The sequence below is a fragment of the uncultured Chloroflexus sp. genome, from assembly GCF_937129525.1.
Classification (GTDB): Bacteria; Chloroflexota; Chloroflexia; order Chloroflexales; family Chloroflexaceae; genus Chloroflexus.
The window spans coordinates 11,823-33,424 of record NZ_CAKZNK010000068.1 but is presented as its reverse complement, the minus strand read 5'-3'; the positions used below and the strand labels follow the sequence as shown (position 1 = coordinate 33,424).

General features: G+C 56.7%; 17 protein-coding genes. 11 read left to right on the top strand and 6 right to left on the bottom strand.

What is annotated here, in order from left to right; translation table 11 throughout:
* Window positions 1-151 precede the first annotated feature (151 nt).
* The 4 genes from Q0650_RS08460 to Q0650_RS08445 are packed head-to-tail and all read left to right on the top strand — an operon-like array spanning window position 152 to window position 4,911.
* A complete protein-coding gene (locus tag Q0650_RS08460; protein ID WP_298817866.1) occupies window positions 152-1,471 on the top strand; it encodes an XRE family transcriptional regulator in 1,320 nt (439 codons plus the stop codon).
* Window positions 1,458-1,811, top strand: coding sequence for a type II toxin-antitoxin system PemK/MazF family toxin (locus tag Q0650_RS08455; RefSeq protein ID WP_298817863.1), 354 nt, complete (start codon window positions 1,458-1,460; stop codon window positions 1,809-1,811). The genes Q0650_RS08460 and Q0650_RS08455 overlap by 14 nt, the downstream gene beginning before the upstream one ends.
* Before the next feature lie 35 nt (window positions 1,812-1,846).
* Window positions 1,847-4,126: an FAD-binding oxidoreductase gene (locus Q0650_RS08450; RefSeq protein WP_298817859.1), complete on the top strand. Its 2,280-nt coding sequence runs from the start codon at window positions 1,847-1,849 to the stop codon at window positions 4,124-4,126.
* The gene (locus tag Q0650_RS08445; RefSeq protein WP_298817856.1) at window positions 4,120-4,911 is read left to right on the top strand and encodes an RNA methyltransferase; all 792 of its coding nucleotides are present in this window, start codon (window positions 4,120-4,122) and stop codon (window positions 4,909-4,911) included. Before Q0650_RS08450 ends, Q0650_RS08445 begins: the two co-directional genes overlap by 7 nt.
* A 37-nt stretch (window positions 4,912-4,948) precedes the next feature.
* On the opposite strand, the gene Q0650_RS08440 is transcribed toward Q0650_RS08445, so the two are convergent.
* Window positions 4,949-5,566 (bottom strand): LysE family translocator, encoded by a 618-nt coding sequence (locus tag Q0650_RS08440; RefSeq protein ID WP_298817854.1) that lies wholly within the window; start codon window positions 5,564-5,566, stop codon window positions 4,949-4,951.
* 249 nt (window positions 5,567-5,815) lie between these two features.
* Here Q0650_RS08440 and Q0650_RS08435 point away from each other — a divergent pair, with 249 nt between their 5' ends.
* Window positions 5,816-6,520 (top strand): Rcas_1661 family thioredoxin-like (seleno)lipoprotein, encoded by a 705-nt coding sequence (locus Q0650_RS08435; protein WP_298817852.1) that lies wholly within the window; start codon window positions 5,816-5,818, stop codon window positions 6,518-6,520.
* A gap of 18 nt (window positions 6,521-6,538) precedes the next feature.
* The gene (locus tag Q0650_RS08430; protein ID WP_298817850.1) at window positions 6,539-7,306 is read left to right on the top strand and encodes a hypothetical protein; all 768 of its coding nucleotides are present in this window, start codon (window positions 6,539-6,541) and stop codon (window positions 7,304-7,306) included.
* Window positions 7,307-7,379: 73 nt separating this feature from the next.
* Here the strand turns inward: Q0650_RS08430 and Q0650_RS08425 are convergent, their stop codons facing one another.
* A complete protein-coding gene (locus tag Q0650_RS08425; RefSeq protein WP_298817848.1) occupies window positions 7,380-7,742 on the bottom strand; it encodes a hypothetical protein in 363 nt (120 codons plus the stop codon).
* A 110-nt stretch (window positions 7,743-7,852) separates the two neighbouring features.
* Here Q0650_RS08425 and Q0650_RS08420 point away from each other — a divergent pair, with 110 nt between their 5' ends.
* From Q0650_RS08420 to Q0650_RS08405, 4 genes are all read left to right on the top strand, one after another.
* Complete coding sequence (locus Q0650_RS08420) at window positions 7,853-9,694, top strand: AarF/ABC1/UbiB kinase family protein (protein ID WP_298817846.1); 1,842 nt, start codon at window positions 7,853-7,855, stop codon at window positions 9,692-9,694.
* Window positions 9,695-9,830: 136 nt separating this feature from the next.
* Window positions 9,831-11,210 carry a GH1 family beta-glucosidase gene (locus Q0650_RS08415; protein WP_298817843.1) on the top strand — a complete coding sequence of 460 codons (1,380 nt, stop codon included), beginning with the start codon at window positions 9,831-9,833 and terminating at the stop codon, window positions 11,208-11,210.
* 40 nt (window positions 11,211-11,250) lie between these two features.
* Window positions 11,251-12,495 (top strand): MFS transporter, encoded by a 1,245-nt coding sequence (locus Q0650_RS08410; RefSeq protein ID WP_298817841.1) that lies wholly within the window; start codon window positions 11,251-11,253, stop codon window positions 12,493-12,495.
* A gap of 96 nt (window positions 12,496-12,591) precedes the next feature.
* Complete coding sequence (locus tag Q0650_RS08405; RefSeq protein WP_298817839.1) at window positions 12,592-13,656, top strand: NADH:flavin oxidoreductase/NADH oxidase; 1,065 nt, start codon at window positions 12,592-12,594, stop codon at window positions 13,654-13,656.
* Window positions 13,657-13,920: 264 nt separating this feature from the next.
* Here the strand turns inward: Q0650_RS08405 and Q0650_RS08400 are convergent, their stop codons facing one another.
* The 4 genes from Q0650_RS08400 to Q0650_RS08385 all read right to left on the bottom strand — a co-directional run bounded on the left by Q0650_RS08400 (window position 13,921) and on the right by Q0650_RS08385 (window position 20,401).
* Entirely contained in the window at window positions 13,921-14,970 is a 1,050-nt protein-coding gene (locus Q0650_RS08400) for a hypothetical protein (protein WP_298817837.1), read from the bottom strand.
* A 6-nt stretch (window positions 14,971-14,976) separates the two neighbouring features.
* Window positions 14,977-15,951 (bottom strand): sugar phosphate nucleotidyltransferase, encoded by a 975-nt coding sequence (locus Q0650_RS08395; RefSeq protein WP_298817835.1) that lies wholly within the window; start codon window positions 15,949-15,951, stop codon window positions 14,977-14,979.
* Between the two features lie 3 nt (window positions 15,952-15,954).
* A complete protein-coding gene (locus tag Q0650_RS08390) occupies window positions 15,955-16,185 on the bottom strand; it encodes a zinc ribbon domain-containing protein (protein WP_298817937.1) in 231 nt (76 codons plus the stop codon).
* A 469-nt stretch (window positions 16,186-16,654) separates the two neighbouring features.
* Window positions 16,655-20,401 (bottom strand): isopeptide-forming domain-containing fimbrial protein, encoded by a 3,747-nt coding sequence (locus Q0650_RS08385; RefSeq protein WP_298817833.1) that lies wholly within the window; start codon window positions 20,399-20,401, stop codon window positions 16,655-16,657.
* Window positions 20,402-20,654: 253 nt separating this feature from the next.
* On the opposite strand from Q0650_RS08385, the gene Q0650_RS08380 reads away from it, so the two are divergent.
* Window positions 20,655-21,587 carry an AEC family transporter gene (locus Q0650_RS08380; protein ID WP_298817831.1) on the top strand — a complete coding sequence of 311 codons (933 nt, stop codon included), beginning with the start codon at window positions 20,655-20,657 and terminating at the stop codon, window positions 21,585-21,587.
* Window positions 21,588-21,602 lie beyond the last annotated feature (15 nt).

Here is a 21,602-nt window from a genome sequence, read left to right as displayed (position 1 = left end):
ACCTGCAAGCAATTCCTGCCAATCAATCATGTCACATCGGTTTAGAGCCAGATTGAAAGGTAGACATCGCAACTGTCACCTGTAGCCACCGCTGGTTGACAATTCGCTTGAAAACAGCGATAATTGTCAACTAACAGAAAGGAAAGTAGCTATGATCAACCGGCGATTACGCCAGCTACGCCTGGCGCGCGGTATGTCACTTGACGAACTGGCGCAGGCAACAGGCCGGATCGTTACCCGCCAGGCGATCTCGAAGTATGAACAAGGTCAGGCGCAGCCATCCCCCCTCGTGTTGCAACGGCTGGCCCAAGCATTAGGCATCCGCCCCTCCGACCTGCTTACCGATCATCCCATTCAGATTGAACTCATTGCATACCGCAAACGGGCTTCACTGAGCAAGCGCCATCAGGAACAGGTTGCGGCGCTGGCCCAGGAAGCGTTGCGCAGGCGAATGAGTCTGCAAGAACTGATCGGTGAACCGACTCGCCTCGACGTGCCATTGTTTGCTTACCCGATTACCAGCCTGGCCGACGCTGAAGCTGCTGCTGTCGATCTGCGCGCGCAATGGGATCTGGGCAGTGATCCTATCGCTAATCTCACCGACATCCTCGAAGATCGTGGCCTGCACGTCATCGCGCTCGATGCAGTCGATGGCTTCGACGGCGTCGCCGCCATCGCCCGCGATGAACACAACACGGCAGTGGCGGCTGCGGTGGTTGGTCGGCGCAGCAACGATGGCGCGCGCTGGCGCATGAATCTGGCGCATGAGCTGGCTCATCTGGTGTTGCAGCCAGATGATGACCTCGATCCAGAACAGGTAGCTTTCGGCTTCGCAGCAGCTCTGCTGGCGCCAGCCAGTGATCTGCGCGCGCACATTGGTGAACGCCGCCACCATTTGCATCTCGCTGAATTGTTTTTGCTCAAGCGCCATTTTGGTATGAGCATCCAGGCCCTGCTTTATCGCATGCGGACACTGGGGATTATCAATCAGCATCTGTACAAATCCTGGATGATCGACATTAGCAAACGAGGCTGGCGCAACGCCGAGCCGGAACCGTTACCGCTAGAAGAACCCCTCTGGTTGCAGCGCGCTACACTACGCGCGCTGGCCGAGGAGATGATCGATCCCACTGAAGCGCGTCGCCTGCTGGATAATGAAGTTCAGCTCCCCGATGTGACTGCTACCGATACGCTGGCGCAAGCAGTTCAGTTCCCTGATGTGACCGCTACCGATACGCTGGCGCAAGCGGTTCAGTTCCCTGATGTGACCGCTACCGATACGCTGGCGCAAGCGGTTCAGTTCCCTGATGTGACCGCTACCGATACGCTGGCGGGCGACTGCCGGTATCTGATCCGCCAACCACTATCAGCGCGCCACGCTGTGCTGGCTAAACAGGCTGCCGCCGCCAGTGATCTCTACGCGAACACCGCCGATCTAGCTAACGAGGTTGAAACGAGTGAGCACGACTGACCTCCCACGCCGTGGTGAAATCTGGCAGGCCGATCTTGGCGGAGGCTGTTTATCACCAGTGTTGATCATCAGCACCGATGCGCTCGCCAATCTGCCAATCCGATTAATCGTGCCGCTGCGTCCCTGGGAAGATCGCTTCGCCAACCTGATCTGGATTCAGCGGCTGGAGAAGAAATGGCCAACACAATTGGGAGATCCACATGCCGCCGATCTGCTTCAGATCCGCAGTATCGAGCTAAACCGGTTACGAAAGCGGATTGGACGGGCGCCGGCAACGAAGATGGATGAGATTGCCGCCGCTGTCGCACTGGTGGTAGACTATCAATTGACGAACTCGTAAAGAAATCGCCTTCAGGCCACACCACGCACAACACGATGACACTCACATCATCCTTCTCCATCCATCCCGGCGCCTTGCTGGCCACTACGCCCGCCACTGCCACTGCCACCGCTCTCAATCAAGCGCTGGCGCCATACGGCCTCTGCCTGCCGATCGTGCCATTGCGCGCCGGTGTTACTCTGGCAGAGCTGGTCGCCTGCAATAGCGGTGGTCGTTACCGTTTGCAGAGTGGCCCAATCGGGCGTTATGTGCGCGCCGCAACCATTGACTACAATGGCAATACCATTACTATCGGCGGCCCGACACTTAAACGCTCGACCGGCTACAATCTCAATCGGGCGCTGGCCGGACAAGGAGTGCAGTTGGGGACGGTGCGTGAACTGACCTTCAATCTCCGTCCTTTGCCGACAGCAACAACGCTGCGATTGGCGCAAGGATCGCTCGAAGACTTGCTGGCGCTGGCCGCAGAGCTGGTTGCTAACGGTCTTGCGCTACGCGGATTGGCGTTCGATGCTGCTGGGATGCTGTTAGTTGAGCTGGCGGGCTTGCCGGTAGTGATCAATCGTCAGGCGTCGGAGGTTGAAGCGGCTGCGGCGCGTTTTCACCTCACCGTCATCGCCGATCCCCCCAATCCCTGGCAACATTGGGAAACACTGGCTCAACAACATGCTGCCCTTCCCTCCGATCAACGCCTCGACGTGACCTTACCACATCGCGCCTTGCCAGACTTTATCGCTGCCTGTCGGAATCTGACCAACGTGGTTATCTGGGGTGATGCCGGGTTGGGCAGCCTCCACATTAGCCCTCTGCCCGACCGTCGCAGCTATGCCAGCCTGAAAGCGCAGGCAGCGGCGCTCGGCGGGCAAGTTTGCTTTGAATTTGGCCCACCGCCACAACCGGCGTTCCCTGCTCTCAAGCCGACCGCTCTGGTCAAGGAAGCGAACCTCATCAGCGCCTTGCAGACGGTGGTCGGCGTTCGCTACCTTCTCCACCACCCTGACCAGCTCGCCGTTTACGGTCAAGATGCTTCGATCGCCCAACCCGAAGGATCGCCATTGGCCGTCGCCTTGCCAGCAAGCACTGCTGAAGTAGCAGCCTTAATGCGCATTGCCGCCGCGCATCATTTGCCGGTTGTAACCCGTGGCGCAGGCAGTGGACTGGCTGGCGGCGCCGTGCCAACGGCAGGCAGTCTTGTCATCGGTCTCAATCGGTTAGAGCAGATCCAGATCGATCAGACACAACAGGTTGCTCACGTTGGTGCCGGTGTCGTGACTGCCGATCTGCAACGCGCCGCCGAGCGAGCTGGTCTCTTCTACCCACCCGATCCCAGTAGCCAGACTGCTTCAACCATCGGTGGCAACATCGCCTGTAACGCAGGAGGTCCGCGCTGTCTGAAATACGGGGTTACTGCCGACTATGTGCTCGGTCTGACGGCTGTCCTGGCCGATGGCAGTATTGTCCGCTATGGTGATGGGTTGACCGGGCAGGGCGAGAGCGATGGTCTGGCCCAATTACTGGTTGGTTCGGAAGGGACACTGGCCGTCATAACCGAAGCGACGTTGCGCCTGATCCCATTGCCGCGCGCGCGACGCACTACTATGGCAATCTTCCCTGATCTGTACGCCGCCTGTGCCACGGTCGAACAGATTATGGCGTCGGGAATCATTCCGGCCAGTCTGGAATTGATGGACGATACCACCATTGCGGCAGTGGAAGCGTATCTGCGTATTGGGCTACCACGTGACGCAGGCGCGATGTTGTTGATGCTGGCTGACGGCGAACCAGAGACAGTTGAACACGAGGCTGCGGCGTTGGCCGAACTGGCGCGAGCAGGAGGAGCGCAACGAGTAGCGGTAGCGCGCTCTGCCAGCGATGAAGCCAGTCTCTGGCAGGCGCGGCGCGTGATCGCGCCGGCGCTGGCGCGCATTCGCCCCAACCGGCTCGGTGAAGACATTAGCGTTCCCGTGACCCGCATTGCCGAATGTGTCAGCCGAATCAAGCAGGTGAGCGCGGCGCATGGCTTGCCGATTGTCGTCTTTGGTCACGCTGGCGATGGAAATCTGCACCCTAACATTCTGTTCGACGCGCGCGATCCTGCCGATCTGTCGCGGCTATGGCCATGCGCCGAAGCGATCTTCGCTGTCGCGCTGGAAGTGGGTGGCACATTATCAGGTGAACATGGTATCGGCACGCTCAAGCGGCCTTTCATGAAGCAGGCGTTAGGCACGGCCCAAATCGCCATTCAACGTTCGATCAAGGCGCGCTTCGATCCTGAAGACCGACTGAATCCCGGCAAGGTACTACCGCCATGCTGATCACCAGTCTCGCCAATCCCACCATCAAAATGCTGCGCGCCCTGCGTCAGCGCAAAGCGCGCGACGAGCAGGGTCGTTATCTGATCGAAGGTATCCGGCTGGTTGCGGAAGCGATTCAGTGTAACGCGCCTCTCGATATGCTTATCGTGGCCCCGGAACTGCTAACCAGCGCATTTGCCCATGAACTGGTCGCGAACTATGCTGCGACGGGTGGACGGGTACTCACAGTCAGCGCGGCGGTTTTTGCCAGCCTGGCCGAAAAAGAGCATCCTCAAGGTATTGCAGCGGTTGGTCGGATTGAGTATACCGCGTTAGAAAGCTTCCCGATGGCGCAGGTGGGCTGGATCGCGCTGGTGGAGGTGGCCGATCCGGGTAATCTGGGCACCATTTTACGCACTGCAGACAGCGCGGGCTTCAGTGGGGTCATTCTTGTGGGCGCAACAACTGATCCGTTCGATCCGGCAGCGGTGCGGGCCAGTATGGGAGCGCTCTTCAGCCAGCGTCTTGCGCGCGCCGATTGGGGACATCTGGTAGCGTGGTGTCGCGCGCATGGAATTGGGCTGGTAGGAAGTTCTGATCGCGGCGCACTCGATTATCGCACTGCCACCTACCCACGACCACTGGTGCTGGCACTGGGGAGCGAACGCGAGGGACTCAGCGCCGATCAGCTTGCCAACTGCGATTGCGTGGTACGGATTCCGATGCGCGGACGAAGTGACTCTCTCAATCTGGCAGTGGCAGCGGGGGTGCTGATGTATGAAGTTACCCGCCACGATGATTTCTAAGCTCTGATAATCGGCGTTGTCTTTCATCAGCCCAGGGCTATGACACTGCCATGCGTACCCCCAGGGCTGCCAGCACCGCGCCAGTCGCATAATTCAACCAACGCCGCACCGATTGCCGACGCAACCAGTTGCTCACTGACGCCACCACTATGGTTAAGAAGGAAAACCAGATCACACTCAGAGCGAAATGGATGGTCGTCAGCGCCAGTGCCGTCAGCAAGACCGGATCGCGCGGATCGATGAACTGCGGCAGAAACGCCAGATAGAATACGGCAACTTTTGGATTGAGGATGTTGCTCAAAAGGCCCTCAACGAAGGCGTGGCGCTCTTGACCGGCAGGCGCATGCCATTCGATTGTGCGCCGCTGCTGCCACGTTGTCACGATCGTCCACATTCCCAATCCGGCCAGGTAAAACGCGCCAGCTAACTTGATCGCATGATAGAGTTCTGCCGACTTAACAACAACGGCAGCCAGGCCCAGGCCAGAAAATGTTGCCTGTACAAACAAACCGCTACCGATCCCGAAGGCGGTTGCCACGCCGGCAAGACGACCACGCGCCAGGGCATTGCGCAGCACGAGCATCGTATCAGCGCCGGGGATGATCGTAAGGATGGCAACGGCGATAGTATATGCGAGCAGACGATCAAAAATCACGACGGTTCCTCCAGCGCAGCAAACCTGTAACCTGAAACGTATGATACGCGATCTTGCAGTCAGGCATTGCTCAAGCAGACGATCACCAACAGTTGCGCAGACATACGCTTGCCGCGCCGTAGTGACGTGTGGTAGAGTGACAGAGGGCATGGCAACGTCGCGCCCTGTCCGAGGCAGATAACAGCTTTCGGCGCCAGTTTTTATCCAAAAACAGAGCGAGTAACTCAATCATCCAATGACACAATAGATATGAAGATGACACGACACCTGATCTGGCTTTCAATCATATTCCTTGCCGCCTGCGCTGCGCCGGTAGCTTCAACACCACCAGCTACCCCTACTCAACCATCCAGCCAGACGCCAACGTCCACGCCAACCACAGCGCAGAGTGCTCCAACAACTACTGACTACTTTCCTGAAGTACCGCGCGGGCGCACATCCGAAGGGTATCATTACCTTGGCAAGGCTGATGCTCCGGTAACGATCACCGTCTACTCAGATTTTCTCTGCACTTCGTGCGCGATTTACACGCTTGATATTGAACCGCGTCTGATCGAGGAATTCGTTGCCACCGGCCAGGCCCGACTGGTCTACCGTCACCTGTTACAACTGGGCGAACGCTCGCAGATACTATCTGAAGCCAGCGAATGCGCAGCCGATCACGGCAAATTCTGGGAGTTGCGTCGAGAGCTTTATGCGCGTTATAATCAGCTATATTTTAACACCCGCGAGACGGTCATCGATCTTGCGGCTGGTTTAGGGATCCCGGTCGATGACTTTACTACCTGTCTTGACTCGCATACATATCAAGCTCAGGTTGAGGCCGATTACGCCGCAGCGATGGCGGAAGGGATCTATGCCCGACCGGTATTACGCATCGGCAATGAAACAATTATTGGCGCGCAGCGCCTTGAGGTATATACACAGCAGATCGAGCGCGCGGCGCAACGCTAGAGCGCCAAAAAGTGTTCCATGGCAGCATCACATCGCTTCTGGCCGTTGAGCATTATTGTTATCGGCTTGATCGTCGCAGGCTGGCTGGCAATAACGCCATCCCCCGATTTCTCGTGGGCGCAACCGAGTTGCGATGAGCGACCTGCCTATCCAGGCTGTATCGAAATCCCGGTCAACTGTGGCCCATATCCTGACAGTGTGTGTAATATTACCAAAACTGCCGTTATCGCGACTCGCACGGCGGCGGCAGCGCCGGCGCTTACTCAGACTGCACAGGCAGGCGGACAACCATCGCCAACCGCTTCATCAACGCCTACCACAACCAGCACTGCCGCCACTAATACGCCGACATCAACGCCAACTTCAAACCCGATCCCGACCAACTCACCAACTGTTGTTGCCACTATCCAGAGAACGTTGACTCCAACCAGCACACCTTCGCCAACAGCACTGCCAACAGCATTCTTGATGCCATCGCCAACTATCTCAACAGTACAGCGCTGCGCTCCCGGTGATACGCTGGAGCTGACCGGCACGACTCGACCACAGACCGCTCTGCTCGCTCTCTTCGATGACCGTCCGGTTGGCGGTGGCGCAAGTGACCGCAGCGGCGCGTTTCGGATTGTCTTGCGCATTGGCGATGAGCGTCCTGGTATGCATGAGATTATTGTGCGCGAGCGCGAAACTGCAACAGATGTGGCAACGTACATGTGCGAAACCTCGCCGCCACCGACGCCAACCCCTACCTTCGGCCCGATCCGGGCAACCCTGCCGGCTGTGCCGTGATCGGCAACAAGAGACGAGCGGGGAGCGAATGCTCGCTTCCCCGCTCGTCTGGACAAGCCCCGTTACACCGCATTTACAATGTTTCAGAGCGAGGTTGTGGCTGAGATATTACCGGTTCGCTCTTTCCAGCAGCGGATCGGTCAATGGCATGCATGATTAATGCCAGTGCCTGTTCGCGCGAGCAGGTGAGGCGTTCAAGTTCGGCGAGCAAGATAGAGAGGCGACGATAATCGCGTCGGATTGCCTGTTCGTCGGCAGATGAGAGACGAGGTTGAGTGGCAGCCAGCCACTCTTCAAATGCGACCCGCCGGCCAAGCAGGTCGGGTGAGCCAAACTGGCTGAGCCGTTGCCACAGAATTGCGGCACTATCGGTCAGCAGACGCAAACTGTCAATGGTCATAATGCCGGTATCATAGTTAGCTAAACCCACTTCCACGCGCGTTTCGCACCCATTGTATGGTAGTCGGAGAGCAATTCAGTGCGGATCGGTCGTGAGATTGAGTTTCGCCTCTGGTATAATCGAAATAGCAATACTGGCAGGAACTTATGCGTGAACCAATCTCTCTTCAGACAACCGAAACCGCCAACTCTGGCGCAGTCCCTCGTCCAACCGTACCACCCCGTTTTCGACCGCGCGAGCGATTTTTACGGGTTTCGTCGTTTTTTCTCGGCGTTGTCATCCATATCTACATCTGGGACATCTTTCTCGCCCGCTTTGCCATCTTTCGCTGGTATGTGCAGCGCACCATGCTGCGGCGCTGGGTGTCAATTGCCCGCCGCTTTCGCATGATGGCGGTAGAGCTGGGTGGGATGCAGATCAAACTCGGACAGTTCCTTTCGTCACGGGCCGACATCATCCCCGACGTAGTGCGACGTGAACTGACCGGACTGCAAGACGAGGTGCCACCGGCGCCCGCCAGTCACGTGCTTGAAGTCATTCTGGAGGAACTCGGCGCGCCACCCAGCGAAATCTTCCGCAGCTTTGATTCGGAGTGCGTTGCCGCCGCCTCGCTTGGACAGGTGCATTACGCGGTGCTTCACGATGGCCGCGAAGTCGCTGTGAAGGTGCAACGGCCATGGATTGACAAGATTATCGAAGTCGATCTGAGCGCGGTGACGTGGGTCGTGCGCCTGATCAAGAACTATCCGCCGATTCGGCGACGCGCTGACCTTGAAGCATTGCTGGCCGAGTTTGCCCGGGTGCTGGTTCAAGAGCTGGATTACATCCAGGAGGCGCGTTCGGCGGCTATTTTCCGCCAGAACTTCGCCAACCATCCCGGTATCTACATTCCTGAACCGATCTTCGAGTTGACAACCCGCCGCGTGCTGGTGATGGAACGTATCAGCGGGATTAAGATCACCGATCTGCATACGCTCGATCAACTGGGGGTCAGCCGTCTCGAACTGGCCGCTCGCCTCAATAACTGTTACCTCAAACAGTTCTTTATTGATGGCTTCTTTCACGCCGATCCCCATCCCGGCAATCTGTTTGTCAGGGTCGAAACCGGTCTGGCGCCATCGTCACCCCCTACGCCACCGATCCCGATGAGCGCAAATGGGCACATTGCCGTTGACACACTTGAAGCGCAGCTACCGATCGATCATGCCCCTGAAGAAGTGCAAACCGGCACTCCCTTTACCCTTATCTTTGTCGATTTCGGCATGATTGGGCGCTTGCCACCACAGACAATGGAGATTATGCGGCAAGGGGTGCTGGGGCTGGCCACCAACGACGCTGACCGGCTTCTCAACTGTCTCGAACAGCTTAACGTCATCCTGCCTGGCGCCGACCGGCGTCAGATTAAGGCGGCCATCGAGACAATGTTGCGTTACTCGTTCAATCGCACAGTACGCGAGCTAACCAATCTCGATGTCGAAGCAATCATGGCCGAGACAAAAGATCTGATCTACGATCTGCCATTCCAGATTCCTCAAGACCTGCTCTATCTGGGGCGAGCGCTGAGTATGGTCGCAGGACTGGCAACCGAGATCTATCCCGATATTAATCTGTTCCAGGAGTTGCGTCCGTTTGCGCGCGCGATGCTGGCCCAGGAACAGCGCAACGGCAACTGGATCGAGAAGTTACAACAGGAATTGAGCGAATTGGGCCGGATTCTGATCGGCCTGCCTCGCCAGATGGATGCCTATTACCGGGCTGCCAACCGCGGCGAGTTACAAACTCGCTCGGACCTGAGTCGGCTTGAACGCAGTATGAAACGGGTCGAGCGAGCAACCGACCGACTGATGGGCGGGATGCTGGCGACCGGTCTCTTCCTCGGTGGCGTGCAACTGCGCACTCGCGGCCTCGAACGAGAAGCACAGCGGGCATGGTGGGCCGCAGCCGCGGCAATCCTGTGGGCGCTATGGCCGCGCAATGAGCGCTGGTAACTTGCGTCAGAACATGACACGAATGGATTGCCGCTCCGGTGCTGGTTCTGCCCGATTGTGACGAAACAGCAATGCCAGGATTTGGCCCTTAGCATCGTAGACGGTAGCTCTTTGCCTTGAAGATAAAGAACTGTGCATGAGCAACGAACTTCGCTTTCCAGCCAATTTCCTTTGGGGAGCAGCTACTGCTGCCTATCAGATTGAAGGCGCCTGGAACGAGGACGGCAAAGGCGAGAGTATTTGGGATCGCTTTGTGCGCCAGCCTGGCGCGATTGCTCATGGCGACACCGGCGATGTTGCCTGTGACCATTACCATCGCTACGAGGAAGACCTCGATCATATGGCGGCACTGGGCCTGAAGGCATATCGCTTCAGCATCTCCTGGCCGCGCATCTTTCCCAATGGCACCGGCCAACCCAATCAGCGTGGGTTGGATTTTTATCGACGGTTGATCGAGGGCTTGCATCGGCGTCAAATCCTGCCGGTTGCCACCCTCTACCACTGGGATCTGCCGCAAGCGCTGGAAGATCGCGGCGGCTGGATCAACCGCGACACAGCGCTCTATTTCGCCGAATATGCCGATTACCTGTTTCGCCAGATCGGCGGCGAGGTCGCGTTATGGGCAACGCACAATGAGCCGTTCATTCAGGCATTCTACGGCTACGGAAATGGCGAAAATGCGCCAGGCAAGCGTGTACCCTGGCAGGTACTGAAAGTGGTGCATCACCTGTTACTCTCGCACGGGCTAGCCGTGAGCGCCTTTCGCGCTGCTCGACCGCAACCGGTTCGCGCCGATCTGCCACCACCGCAGATTGGGATCGTGTTGATGATCTGGTCGCATTATCCGGCCAGTGAGCGGGTGGCCGACCGCAAAGCGGCGCAGCGGGTCGATGGCATTATGAACCGCCTCTTCCTCGAACCGCTCTTCCGCCAGCGTTACCCGGAAGACATCATCGACCACTTTGGCCGCCGTCTCATCCATGCGCCCATTCAACCCGGCGATATGGAGATTATCGGCCAGCCGATCGATTTTCTCGGTATCAACACCTACACCCGCCTCTTGCACGCATTCAACTGGCAAGAGCCGTTTGTCATGGCCAGGCAGGTGCCGGGGCCGTTACCCAAAACTGCCATGGGTTGGGAGATCTATCCCGATTGCATTGTCGAGGCCTTGCAGAAAGCGCGCGCATATACCTCGATCCCGCTGTATATCACCGAAAATGGCGCCGCGTTTGCCGATCCGCAACCCGATCCTCACCAGACAGTGGTTGAAGATCCTGATCGGGTAGCATACCTGCGCGATCATATTGCTGCCTGCCACCGCGCTCTGGCTGCCGGCATCGATCTGCGCGGCTATTTCGTCTGGACTCTGCTGGACAATTTCGAGTGGGCGAAGGGGTTTAGCGCGCGATTTGGCATCATCTACACCGACTATGCCACGCAACGCCGGCTCTGGAAGCGCAGCGCACACTTCTACCGGGCAGTCATTGCCCACAATGGGTTAGAGTCGTGCTAAGCCAACCTAAAGCTTTGCCGTCCTTCGCTTCGAGCATCGTATGACAGCAGAGCAGCGCTATCTGACGATGTTCGGTCTCCTTACCGGCGGGCTAACTATCGGCTGGCTGTTTGCCACTATTGCCTATGCCGGGCTTGGCTACGACAACTACCGTCTCTCACTCCCTCTGATCGGTGAGCTTACCCTCATCGGCCTTCTCAACAGCGCACCGGTGCTGGCCGGTGGGATCAGCGGGCCACTCGCATGGTACGCTGTGGGTCGGTTGGGAGCGCGCTCTGCTCTGCTCATCGGATGTTTGCTACACGCCGCTGCATTGTTGACGCTTGTCGGCGCGCCATCAGCATCTGCCCTCACCGCTGCTGAAGCCTGGTTGCTTGTGAGCGGGATTGCAGTTAGCGGGCCGGCCAGCGTGTTGATTAATCTGGCCGGCCCGTCATTGATGATGCAGCTCAGCGGCGCGCATGGCCCTGACCGGCTGTTTGCCCGCAGCGCGGCCATAAACCTGATCATCAGCGGATTAGGCAATCTGTTTGCCGGTACTCTCAGCAGTGGCTGGCAGCTTCTACTGGCAACAGATGATCCCGTGGTGCCGTACCGCTGGAATGCCGGATTGAGCATGCTTATGGTTACACTCGCCGGCTTGCCACTGATCGGCCTGCGACCGTCGCTCACAACACCCGTTGCCCGTGATCACTCGCCAGGCGCTCAATTGCGCGATCTCTGGCAGGCAGTAGTCGGCGGATTGCCATATGCGATTGCGCCGTTCCTGCTCTCACTCGGCGCAGCGCTCTTCATTCCCTACCTGGGACTCTTTTTTCGCCGCCAGTTTGACGCGCCTGATCTGACCATCGGGCTGATCTTCGCCATTATCAACCTGAGTACTGGACTGGCAACGCTGGCCGGGCCGCGGCTAGCACGCCTGATTGGCCGTATGCAAGGGGTCGTGCTAACGCAAGCGATGGCAATACCCTGTCTGATTGCCCTGGCCTTTGCCCCCTCGCTACCGCTTGCCGCAGCAATTGCGATTGTGCGCAGCGCGTTGATGAACATGGCATCACCGCTATTTGAAGCGCAGGCCCTGAGCAAAACAGCGCCAGATCAGCACGCGACCGTTATCGGATTGATCCGGGCCGCAGCGTCAGTCGGCTATATCACCGGGCCAACGATTAGCGCTGAAATCCAGCGCGTAGACGGGTTCACTCCTGTCTTCCTCATTGCGGCGCTCTGTTATACCGCTGCCGTACTGGCCAACACGATCATCTTTCTCTGGCGCCGATCGGCCTGAGCAGCTTTAGACTATCCGCTTACCGGTTCCCAGCAAAGGTAGAGTATACTGAACAGAGACACAACATTTCTTTGCATAGAAACAGGAATGGATGGCATGCAACCACACCTTTTCACACCCCTGACAATCGGTAGCGTCACGCTGCGTAACCGGATCGGTATGTCGCCGATGTGTCAGTATAGCGCCATTGACGGCTTTCCCACTGACTGGCACCTCATGCACCTGGGCGCTCGCGCGGCTGGAGGTGTCGGCCTGGTTATCCTGGAAGCAACTGCCGTTTCGCCGGAGGGTCGTATCTCTCCCTTCGATCTGGGGATCTGGAACGATCAGCACATTGACGCTCTGGCCCGGCTGGTCAGACTGATCGAGAGTCAGGGCGCAGTTGCCGGAATCCAGCTTGCTCATGCCGGACGGAAGGCCAGCGTCAATCGCCCCTGGGCAGGCGGAAAACCAATTCCACCAGATGCCGGCGGCTGGCCGGTTGTCGGTCCGACTGCCGAACCATTTGCGCCTGGTTACCCGACCCCGATCCCACTCGATCAGAATGGCATTGCCAAAGTCATCGACGATTTCACCACCGCTACCCGGCGCGCGCTGGCGGCAGGGTTTCGTTGGGTCGAGATACACGCCGCTCACGGCTATTTGCTACACAATTTCCTCTCGCCGCTGGGCAATGACCGCACCGACGATTACGGCGGCGATCTCGGTAGACGAGCGCGCTTGTTGCTCGAAGTTACTTCTGCTGTTCGCGCCGTCTGGCCCTCTGACTTACCGCTGGCCGTCCGTCTCTCGTGCAGTGATTGGACGCCAGAAGGGTTGACCATTGCCGATACCGTTGCGGTATCAAAGCTCCTGCGCGAACGCGGTGTCAATCTGATTGATTGCAGTTCGGGTGGCATTGCGCCGGGGATCACAATTCCAGTTCGAGAAGGATACCAGGTGCCATTTGCCGCTCAAATCCGGCGCGAGGCTGCGATAGCCACCGCCGCCGTTGGTCTGATCACTCGACCCGAGCACGCCGATGCGATTGTGCGCAATGGCGAGGCCGATCTGGTCTTGTTAGGCCGCGAGCTGCTCCGCGATCCACACTGGCCATTGCGGGCAGCGCGAGCGCTTGGTCACGAATTACCACCGCCACCGCAATATCTACGCGCGTGGTGAGACAGAGCGCGCTACCCATTGAGTCGCGTTCGAGTCATGGGATCATCAGAGTGTGAGCGGATCTGTTCGCTTCACAACTGCTGCAAACGACGCCAAACGAGCGAATACCAGCGCAGCGCCGACCAGACACCTTCAGCGCCTCGCCCTCTAACAGGCAAACGAGGCGCTGAAGTGCGTCGAAGAGCGTAGAGGAGAACGATCAACAGCCGATTATCAGCAAATTACCAGCATTATCCAACCAATTCCACCCGCTCTGCGGAAAGGTCAACACCCCACCGCGCGGGATAGTTCTGGTCGCAAAGCGGTTTGGGTTGGATTCAGTTGCGTCATGACTCGTTGCACAATCCGCAGGTCAAAGGCAAGTTGAAGGTTGCGAGCCGGATCATCAACAAACAGCCCATTGCCGAAACGGTCGAAGCTATTGGCTAAAAACAGCCACATATCGCTGTCAAGTGTGACCGCAGGTGTCAAACCATACCAGCGCAGGAAACTAACGATCTGTGGCGATGGACTGAGCTGGGGTAGTTGCGGCGAACCGAACACGACGCGCAGTCGATCACGCGCCACTACCACATCATGCACTGCGTCACGAATCATTGCTCGCTGTAAGCCGACTGGCGGCAGCGGGAATCGCGGCGACCGGTATCGATATGAAGTGACATTAATCTGAGGCGCGCCGGACAGAACCTGAACATCACGCTCTGACAGATTGGCAGACTGATGGAACGTAACGATAAAGAGCACATTGGGTGGCGTCAGCGGACGATCCTGATTGACCGGGAGCAAGTGAAGCTGATCGTGCAGATAGTGGAAGAGTTCATCGGGAGCCAGCCCGTCAAACAGCACTACGTAGAGCTTCCCGGCGCCTTGAGCCGATTGAGCCTCGTGTAACACCTCGCTCAACTGCTGATCACCGAAACGGGTATGGAGGGTGCGATAGTAATCGCGTTGACCACTCCGCAACGTCCAATGCGACGGGCCAATGCGAACAAACTGACCAGGGGCATTACCGACAAGTGCCATTGCCAGATGTTGGGCCAGGGCAGCCTTCCCAACACCCGCGCTACCACTAAGCACCACACAGGGATACGTCTTAAGCGACACGTACACTGCTGTCAGCAAACGAGCTGAAGACGCATCAGCATATGTACGCAGCCGACGCGCGATCTCTTGCTCGGCGCTCAGCGTTGCCGACCGTTCCATCGTAGACCAGGCTGGCGGATGCCCGCTCGCGGGACCTGCCAACTCCCAGCGGCCCCCATTGGCCTCGCCGCGAGCGCCATTGCTTGCGGCATGGAAGTTGTAAGCAATCATAGTGGTTCACCCAAAACGAATATCAGATAGATCGCCAACGTTCAATTCCTGGCTTACTCCGCTCACATAGGCGCGATCACCGATTAAACTCCGGTTCAAAATGACCGACTGAATCTGTGCGCCGGCATTGATGATCGAGTCGCGCACAATAGCCTGTCGCACCACCGCGCCATCAGCGATTGAGACGTAGGGACCAACCACTGCCTGCTCAATCACTGCGGTAGGCGCAATATTGACGGGTGGAATGATCACTGCATTTGGATACTCAGCCGCGCGATTATGACCATTTTCGAGCAGATAGCGATTGGTATCTAGCAACGATTCAATAGTGCCGCAATCGCGCCAGACGCGCACCGTTTCGGCGCGCAGCTCTTCACCGCGATCGATCATCACCTGGAGCGCATCGGCCAGATAGAATTCACCCTTCGTCTGGATGTTATGCTCCATGATGTAATCAATCGCTGACAGTAACCGACTGGCTTCAGGCACGTAGTAGAAACCGGCTACAGCGAGATTTGAGATCGGCTCGCTCGGTTTTTCAACCAATCGCGCGATCCGCCCATTCTCAACTACCACTACCCCAAATCGACGCGGATCATCAACCTCCTTACAATAAATGATGCCGTATTCAGGATGCTTGTTCAGATGCTCAATATCAAACTCGAGCAAGCCATCGCCAAACACCACCAGTAAGGGGCCGGTCAGATCACGAGCCAGCGCAATCGCATCGGCCTGCCCCCGCATCACCTTCTGTTCGAGAAAGCGCATCGGGTACGAATAATTGGCCCGCATAAACTCTTCGATCTGGTTGCCGAGGTAGCCGACTACGCAGATCAGTTCGTCAATCTGTAGCGGGGCCAGGTAATCAATAATGTGCGCAAGCACCGTTTTGCCGGCCACGCTAACCAGCGGTTTCGGGCGAACAAAGGTGTGGGGGCGCAGGCGGGTACCCAGGCCGGCAGTCAGGATCATCACACGCATATGCTAACTCCGTGATCCACAACTACAGCCACTGCAACCACACCCACCGCTGGTTGTCGCCGGCGCCGACGCCATTGCAACAGCCTCTCCTCGACTATGTGCAGCAAAGAGCGACAGGCGACGCCGGGTTTGCGCACTCTGACAGAATGGGCAGGTGACAGTCTGGTCGGTTGCATTCATGGGCAACAGCCGCTCGAACTGACGCGCGCAGTCCAAACAGCTATACTCGTACATCGGCATACGTTCACCTCATGAAATCAGGGGAAAGAGGAGGGCGGACGAGGCCCAACCGCATTATACCACGGCGGTCAGGCGTCTTGCATAACGGTTTGCTTATCTTTACGCTAACATTTACGCAACTATGGAACTGGTGTATGGCCGCCAAGAAGAGTCACATCGCCGTAACCAGATCAGACGATATTGTCGGTATCGATTATCACCGCAATTCAGGTAATTCGACTGGATCCTCACGCGGCTCACACAAACCGCAAAACAGGGCATGAGCGGTGATAATAGCTTTATGATTGCCTTTGCGATCGGCATACAGCGCGACAATATGAGGCATCTCTTGCGCGTGATCGCGACAGACTGCGCGCCCGCAGAAAATACACGCGCCATGGGCTGGTCGGTTGCAATGCCAGCAGTTCATTACGACTCCGGCTTACTATGCGGGGCACGCCAGACAACGCGCCCCGCGCGCTCATTAACGGACAACGATCGGTATCCAGAGCTGCGGCCTGCTAAATGAAACAGGCGCATCCAGCAATTGATCGGTTATCTCAACTGAACTATTCACAATGTTTACCGTATTGGTCAGATCGCCGTTTATCTGTGCCGGATTAGCGGTGACCCGGAAGAGCAAGCTCACCCGTCCGGGCGTGCTACCACTCTGGGCAGGCACCGTAAGATTATTCCACGTCAATACAGTCCGCCCACTACTGGTACTGATCTGCGGCGCTGAACCGCGCAACATCGCATTGTAGGTCAGACCAGCCGGAAGCACATCACGCAGGGTAATAGTATAAGAACTATTCGTCGGATTGACTGCTTCGATCTGGTAGAGGAATGTCGGGTTTGGATCACCCGGCATGAAGGGCGGCAACGTCGTTATACTTGCCGTTTTGGCGACTGCCGGCCCGGTCACACAGATGCGTACCGTTGGATCTACCTCGCCATCAGTGCGTGGAATGATCCCGTCAGGGCTGGTCACTTCAACACTGGTTCCCTGATCGCTCCAAACCTGTCCGACGCGCAACAAGATTTGCAGCGTCAACTGACTGACATCAGCCGAGGAAGGCTTGGCCGGCACGGTTAGATTCCGCCAGACGACCTGGGTTGAACCTGCCTGAGTGCCGGTAGTGAGGTAATTGATACTTTGCGGCGCTGGAAAGCCATTATCAGATCGAACATAGCTTAATCCAATTGGCAGCGTGAGTGTAACGGTCGTATTGGTGTAGGGGATCAGGTTCGTATTAAGTAACGTCAGAGTATACAGCCGCTCATCACCCGCTACCGCGCACTCGTTGATACCCTCGATTCGCGGTGTGTAGGTGTGGAGTGGACGGGTAGTAACCACAACGAAAGCCATTTGATGACTCTGTTCGTCAACAGAGTACAATGCGCAACGATTTAGAGCCGCACACGTTGCCGAGAGCAAGTTGTCAGCCGTTGCGCGGGCATATACCCGACTTGAGCCGATTACATCAGCAGAAAAAGCGCGGAACAGCACATCAACCTGACCCCCTGCTGGAATGGAGGGAATCCTCCAGCGCAATTCAGTATAGCCATCAGGCAAGGAACGCTGGCCATCAAATCCGTGGTTACTGACCGTCTGACTGTAGAGATAACGCGGCGGCAAAAAGGCATAGGCGATGACATTGCTCAGGGGAGCGTTTGCATTCAGATTTCGCACCCTAAGTGTAAAGAGGCCTCGATCACGTAAGCTCAAGTTTGCGCGATCCACCTGAATGTCGTAGTCAAGCCGATTGGTTCCGCAACGATAGTCAATAACGGCTTCAATCGGCGGACGTGGCGATACACGCGAACTCTGACCGGTGGTCGGATCGATGAAGGTATAGCCGATCCGGTTTGTATACTCATCGGTGATACACGGCGGGTTGAAGAGTGTGCGAATCCGCACGGTGTAGGTCTGGCCAGGGGGGATCGCCAGGGTTGGCCATGTCCAGGGATTAGTGCCGCTAATCTCAGGTTGACGTTTGTCAATGGGTAGATTACTGAATTCGACCGCCTGAAATGCCAGTTCTTGCGGAGCAAAATCAACCAGACCGGCGGTATAAGTGTTAGCCGTTTCAGCGTTGGTAATAGTCAACGTGAAGTAAAGCGTCTGGCCACCTGGCGGCACCGGACCGGTGATAATGCGCGTCGTTCCCAGATTAGCGCCACCAGCATCGCTAAAGACTTTGCTGATCTGAATGTTTGGCGAAATGCGAACACAGGCGCGCGCGCTGACAAATTCAATCTCTTCACCGTTCAAGGAGGGATCAGGATTTATCAGAGCATTGACCATGCGCTGCTGATCGAGATCATTGCAGTAAGCGCGATTAAGCAACTGGCCGCGCGTAATCACGTTATACCGGATATAACGGGATTCGCCCGGCGCCAGGTCGATACCTTCCCAGATCAGGGTCGTGCGCTCAAGCGAGCCGCTTGGTGTGCTACTAATCATCGGCTCAAAAGGCGTAGCCTCATCGGGATTACCGCTATCAATCGTTGCGCTGTTTGCGACATAAGAAAAATCAGCCTGATTGCCGGCAGGGAGCAAATCGTAGACCTTGATATCGTTGATCGATTGCGAACTGTTGTTGATCAGCGAGATGACATACTGGAATGGTTGATTATTCCGGGCGATATAATTCGTGCCGCTTCGTTCAGCCTCGGAATATTTGGCGACTGCAAGGCGTGGCACTACATTAAAGCCACCAATATCGGCAACATTGCAGAACTGTGGCACCCCGGCAGGCACCACGACACTACCCACCGTTGTCTCATTGCCTTCAGTGGTATAACGCCCGGTTACTTCGAAAGCGAAACTCTGCTCAACGGGTGTGCTTATAGTGCCTGCCGGCATGTTGAATTGCCAGCTTAACGTTCCACCAGTTGTTTCGGTTGGCCCCTGTGCAGTAAAGGTACCAACGGCGCTAGCGCTTCCCGGCACATAGCGCACGTTAGGCTGCAAGACAATATTTACGCGCAATCCATTGAGGGCCTGTGGCCAGTAGTTCCGCACCTTGAAGGTAAAGCTACCGCGTTCACCGAACACGACAGGCTGGGTTGAACCGAAGACCACTTCGACAGGCGGACGCACACTGTATGAAACGCTACTGGTTTGCGGCGGGATCTGGTAACGATTGGTAGCGCTACCCGGTTGGAAGGGGATCTCGTCACTGGTCACGTAGTAATCGGCTTTTTTGTTTTCCATCCGGTCACATGGCTCGATATCGAGCTTGCGAAAGGTAACGAAAATGTCGATCGTCTGACCACGAGCAAGTTGATCGATCGTCCAGGTTAACACTACCCGCCCGTTAACCACCGTTTGCGCCGGCAAGAAAGGCGTCCGATCAGGCCCTCGCACACTGCTGACAAACTCGGCGCCTAAAGGAACTACATCGGTCAACTTGACATTCGTTGCCGTAATAGAGTCTTCGCGATCAACATTGCTCAGACGCAACCGAAACTCACCCGTCTGGGTGGGAAAGATGCGCGGATTTAGCCCGCTGACGGTACGCTCCTTTTCCAGTCGGAAGAGCGGACCTTCAACCAGCGCCGATGAATTGGCAACCACGCGAGCTGTGCTTTCACTACCGACAAAGAGTTCAGCCGACGCTGAAGGACGACGCGGTTCTTTGCCAATTAGCGGATAGACATTTTCCGGAACACGCAAAGCGATCTGGAAACTCCCACTTACGCCATTTGCCAGATCGCCAATCGTGTAGGTGTAGCTGCCAACATTGGTTGTCGAGTTATATTCAGGTGAACCACTGCGTGTCACGGCTGGACCGGTTACATTAATGGGAGCGCAGGCATTTGCGCCGGTAGCAGCGCAATATTGCTGATATTTATCGGCATTGAGCGTTGATGGACGAGAGCCAAACCAGAACGTCCACGTCACTTTGATGCGCACATTGCTTAACGCACTCCCGCTGTTATTTGCATACGAGACGGTATATATCAGATCCTCCCCACCACGAATGCGCGCCGGCGATGCCAGGATTGAAATACTGACACCGCTTTGCTCAAGCGTGATCGGTGGTGGTTCTTCGCCTGGTGGTATCTCGTCTCCCATTGCTTCGACCAGTGCGTCGCTGGCAGAAGCAAGATCAGGATCAGGTGTATAATCAGCGGCGTTAGCAGGAAGTAGAGACAGCGGTAAAAAGTTCAGGATGAGGATGAGTGTAAGTAGCGTATTCGCAAACGAGCTATTGCGCGACATACCTTCTCCTGTGAACGATGTTTACTATAACGCATACAGGGTGTCATCAGAGCATACTATATCGCTAGCCAGTTACCGAAAACGTACCACTTCTGTATCGTACCATTTTGTCGTTGATCAAGCCAGAAATCTACCTGATACGCACTATTTGTTTACCACGTATCACTGTCAGTGAATAAGTGCAACGTTTCCATATCAGAATATTTCTGCGGCCCGATCCTGTATCTGAAAATCTGTTCAACTTGAGGAAAGAATGATCACGATCCTGATCGACGTTCTCTTGCCGATTGCCGTGGTCGCAACGGCAGGATTTGCGCTCCGCCGCACCCTACCACTCGATCTGGTCACCCTCAACCGGCTGATGATCTATGGGCTGAGTCCAGCATTGATCTTCGTCGCCCTGGTGCGAGCCGATCTGCGCGGGCCTGATGCCGGACGGATGCTCTTCTTTGCAGTCGGTGTGCTGGTGTTGATGGCACTGACAGTCTGGATCAGCGCCCTGGTATTACGGTTGCGCGGCAAAGAGGTGACAGCGCTCTTGCTGACCAGTATGTTTATGAATTCAGGCAACTATGGTCTTCCGGCATCGCGCTTTGCGTTCGGCGAAGCCGGCTTCACGCTCGGCGTTTTCTACTTTATCATGCAATCGATCATGGCTCAAACGTTAGGCGTTGCTGTCGCTGCTGCCGGCGCTGCCAGCGGCGAGCGACATGTATGGCGGCAAGTCGTTGACCGGCTCATTCATATGCCCCAACTGTACGCTGTCGCCGGGGCATTGGCCCTGCGCTGGCTGGGTTTCAATCCGGCTACGGCGAGCGGCATCGCTCATAGCCTGTTTGAAGGTGTCGCCTTGCTCAGTGAGGCAGCACTACCAATCATGTTACTCATCCTTGGCGTGCAATTGGGCGCTGGCGCGCCGATTGTTCAACCGACAATGGTAGCTTTCGCCACTGCGATTCGCCTGATCATCTCGCCGCTGCTTGCATTCGGGCTGGCGCGTCTGCTCGGTATGGACGGTATCGCGCTCGGGGTGGGCGTAATGATGGCCGGTATGCCGACCGCGGTCAATACCACCATCCTGGCCATTGAATTCGATACTCGCCCTCAACTGGTGGTCAGTACGGTGGTCGTATCGTCATTTGCCAGTCTGGTAACATTGAGTATATTGCTGAGTCTCGTCCGCTAACCACAACGGAGCCGC

Bases quoted from the DNA above. Each gene is read 5' to 3' on its own strand.
- Q0650_RS08445 (WP_298817856.1), top strand. From the start codon at position 4,120: ATGCTGATCACCAGTCTCGCCAATCCCACCATCAAAATGCTGCGCGCC.
- Q0650_RS08380 (WP_298817831.1), top strand. From the start codon at position 20,655: ATGATCACGATCCTGATCGACGTTCTCTTGCCGATTGCCGTGGTCGCA.
- Q0650_RS08460 (WP_298817866.1), top strand. From the start codon at position 152: ATGATCAACCGGCGATTACGCCAGCTACGCCTGGCGCGCGGTATGTCA.
- Q0650_RS08430 (WP_298817850.1), top strand. From the start codon at position 6,539: ATGGCAGCATCACATCGCTTCTGGCCGTTGAGCATTATTGTTATCGGC.
- Q0650_RS08390 (WP_298817937.1), bottom strand. From the start codon at position 16,185: ATGTACGAGTATAGCTGTTTGGACTGCGCGCGTCAGTTCGAGCGGCTG.
- Q0650_RS08405 (WP_298817839.1), top strand. From the start codon at position 12,592: ATGCAACCACACCTTTTCACACCCCTGACAATCGGTAGCGTCACGCTG.
- Q0650_RS08420 (WP_298817846.1), top strand. From the start codon at position 7,853: ATGCGTGAACCAATCTCTCTTCAGACAACCGAAACCGCCAACTCTGGC.
- Q0650_RS08435 (WP_298817852.1), top strand. From the start codon at position 5,816: ATGAAGATGACACGACACCTGATCTGGCTTTCAATCATATTCCTTGCC.
- Q0650_RS08395 (WP_298817835.1), bottom strand. From the start codon at position 15,951: ATGCGTGTGATGATCCTGACTGCCGGCCTGGGTACCCGCCTGCGCCCC.
- Q0650_RS08415 (WP_298817843.1), top strand. From the start codon at position 9,831: ATGAGCAACGAACTTCGCTTTCCAGCCAATTTCCTTTGGGGAGCAGCT.
- Q0650_RS08385 (WP_298817833.1), bottom strand. From the start codon at position 20,401: ATGTCGCGCAATAGCTCGTTTGCGAATACGCTACTTACACTCATCCTC.
- Q0650_RS08450 (WP_298817859.1), top strand. From the start codon at position 1,847: ATGACACTCACATCATCCTTCTCCATCCATCCCGGCGCCTTGCTGGCC.
- Q0650_RS08400 (WP_298817837.1), bottom strand. From the start codon at position 14,970: ATGATTGCTTACAACTTCCATGCCGCAAGCAATGGCGCTCGCGGCGAG.
- Q0650_RS08410 (WP_298817841.1), top strand. From the start codon at position 11,251: ATGACAGCAGAGCAGCGCTATCTGACGATGTTCGGTCTCCTTACCGGC.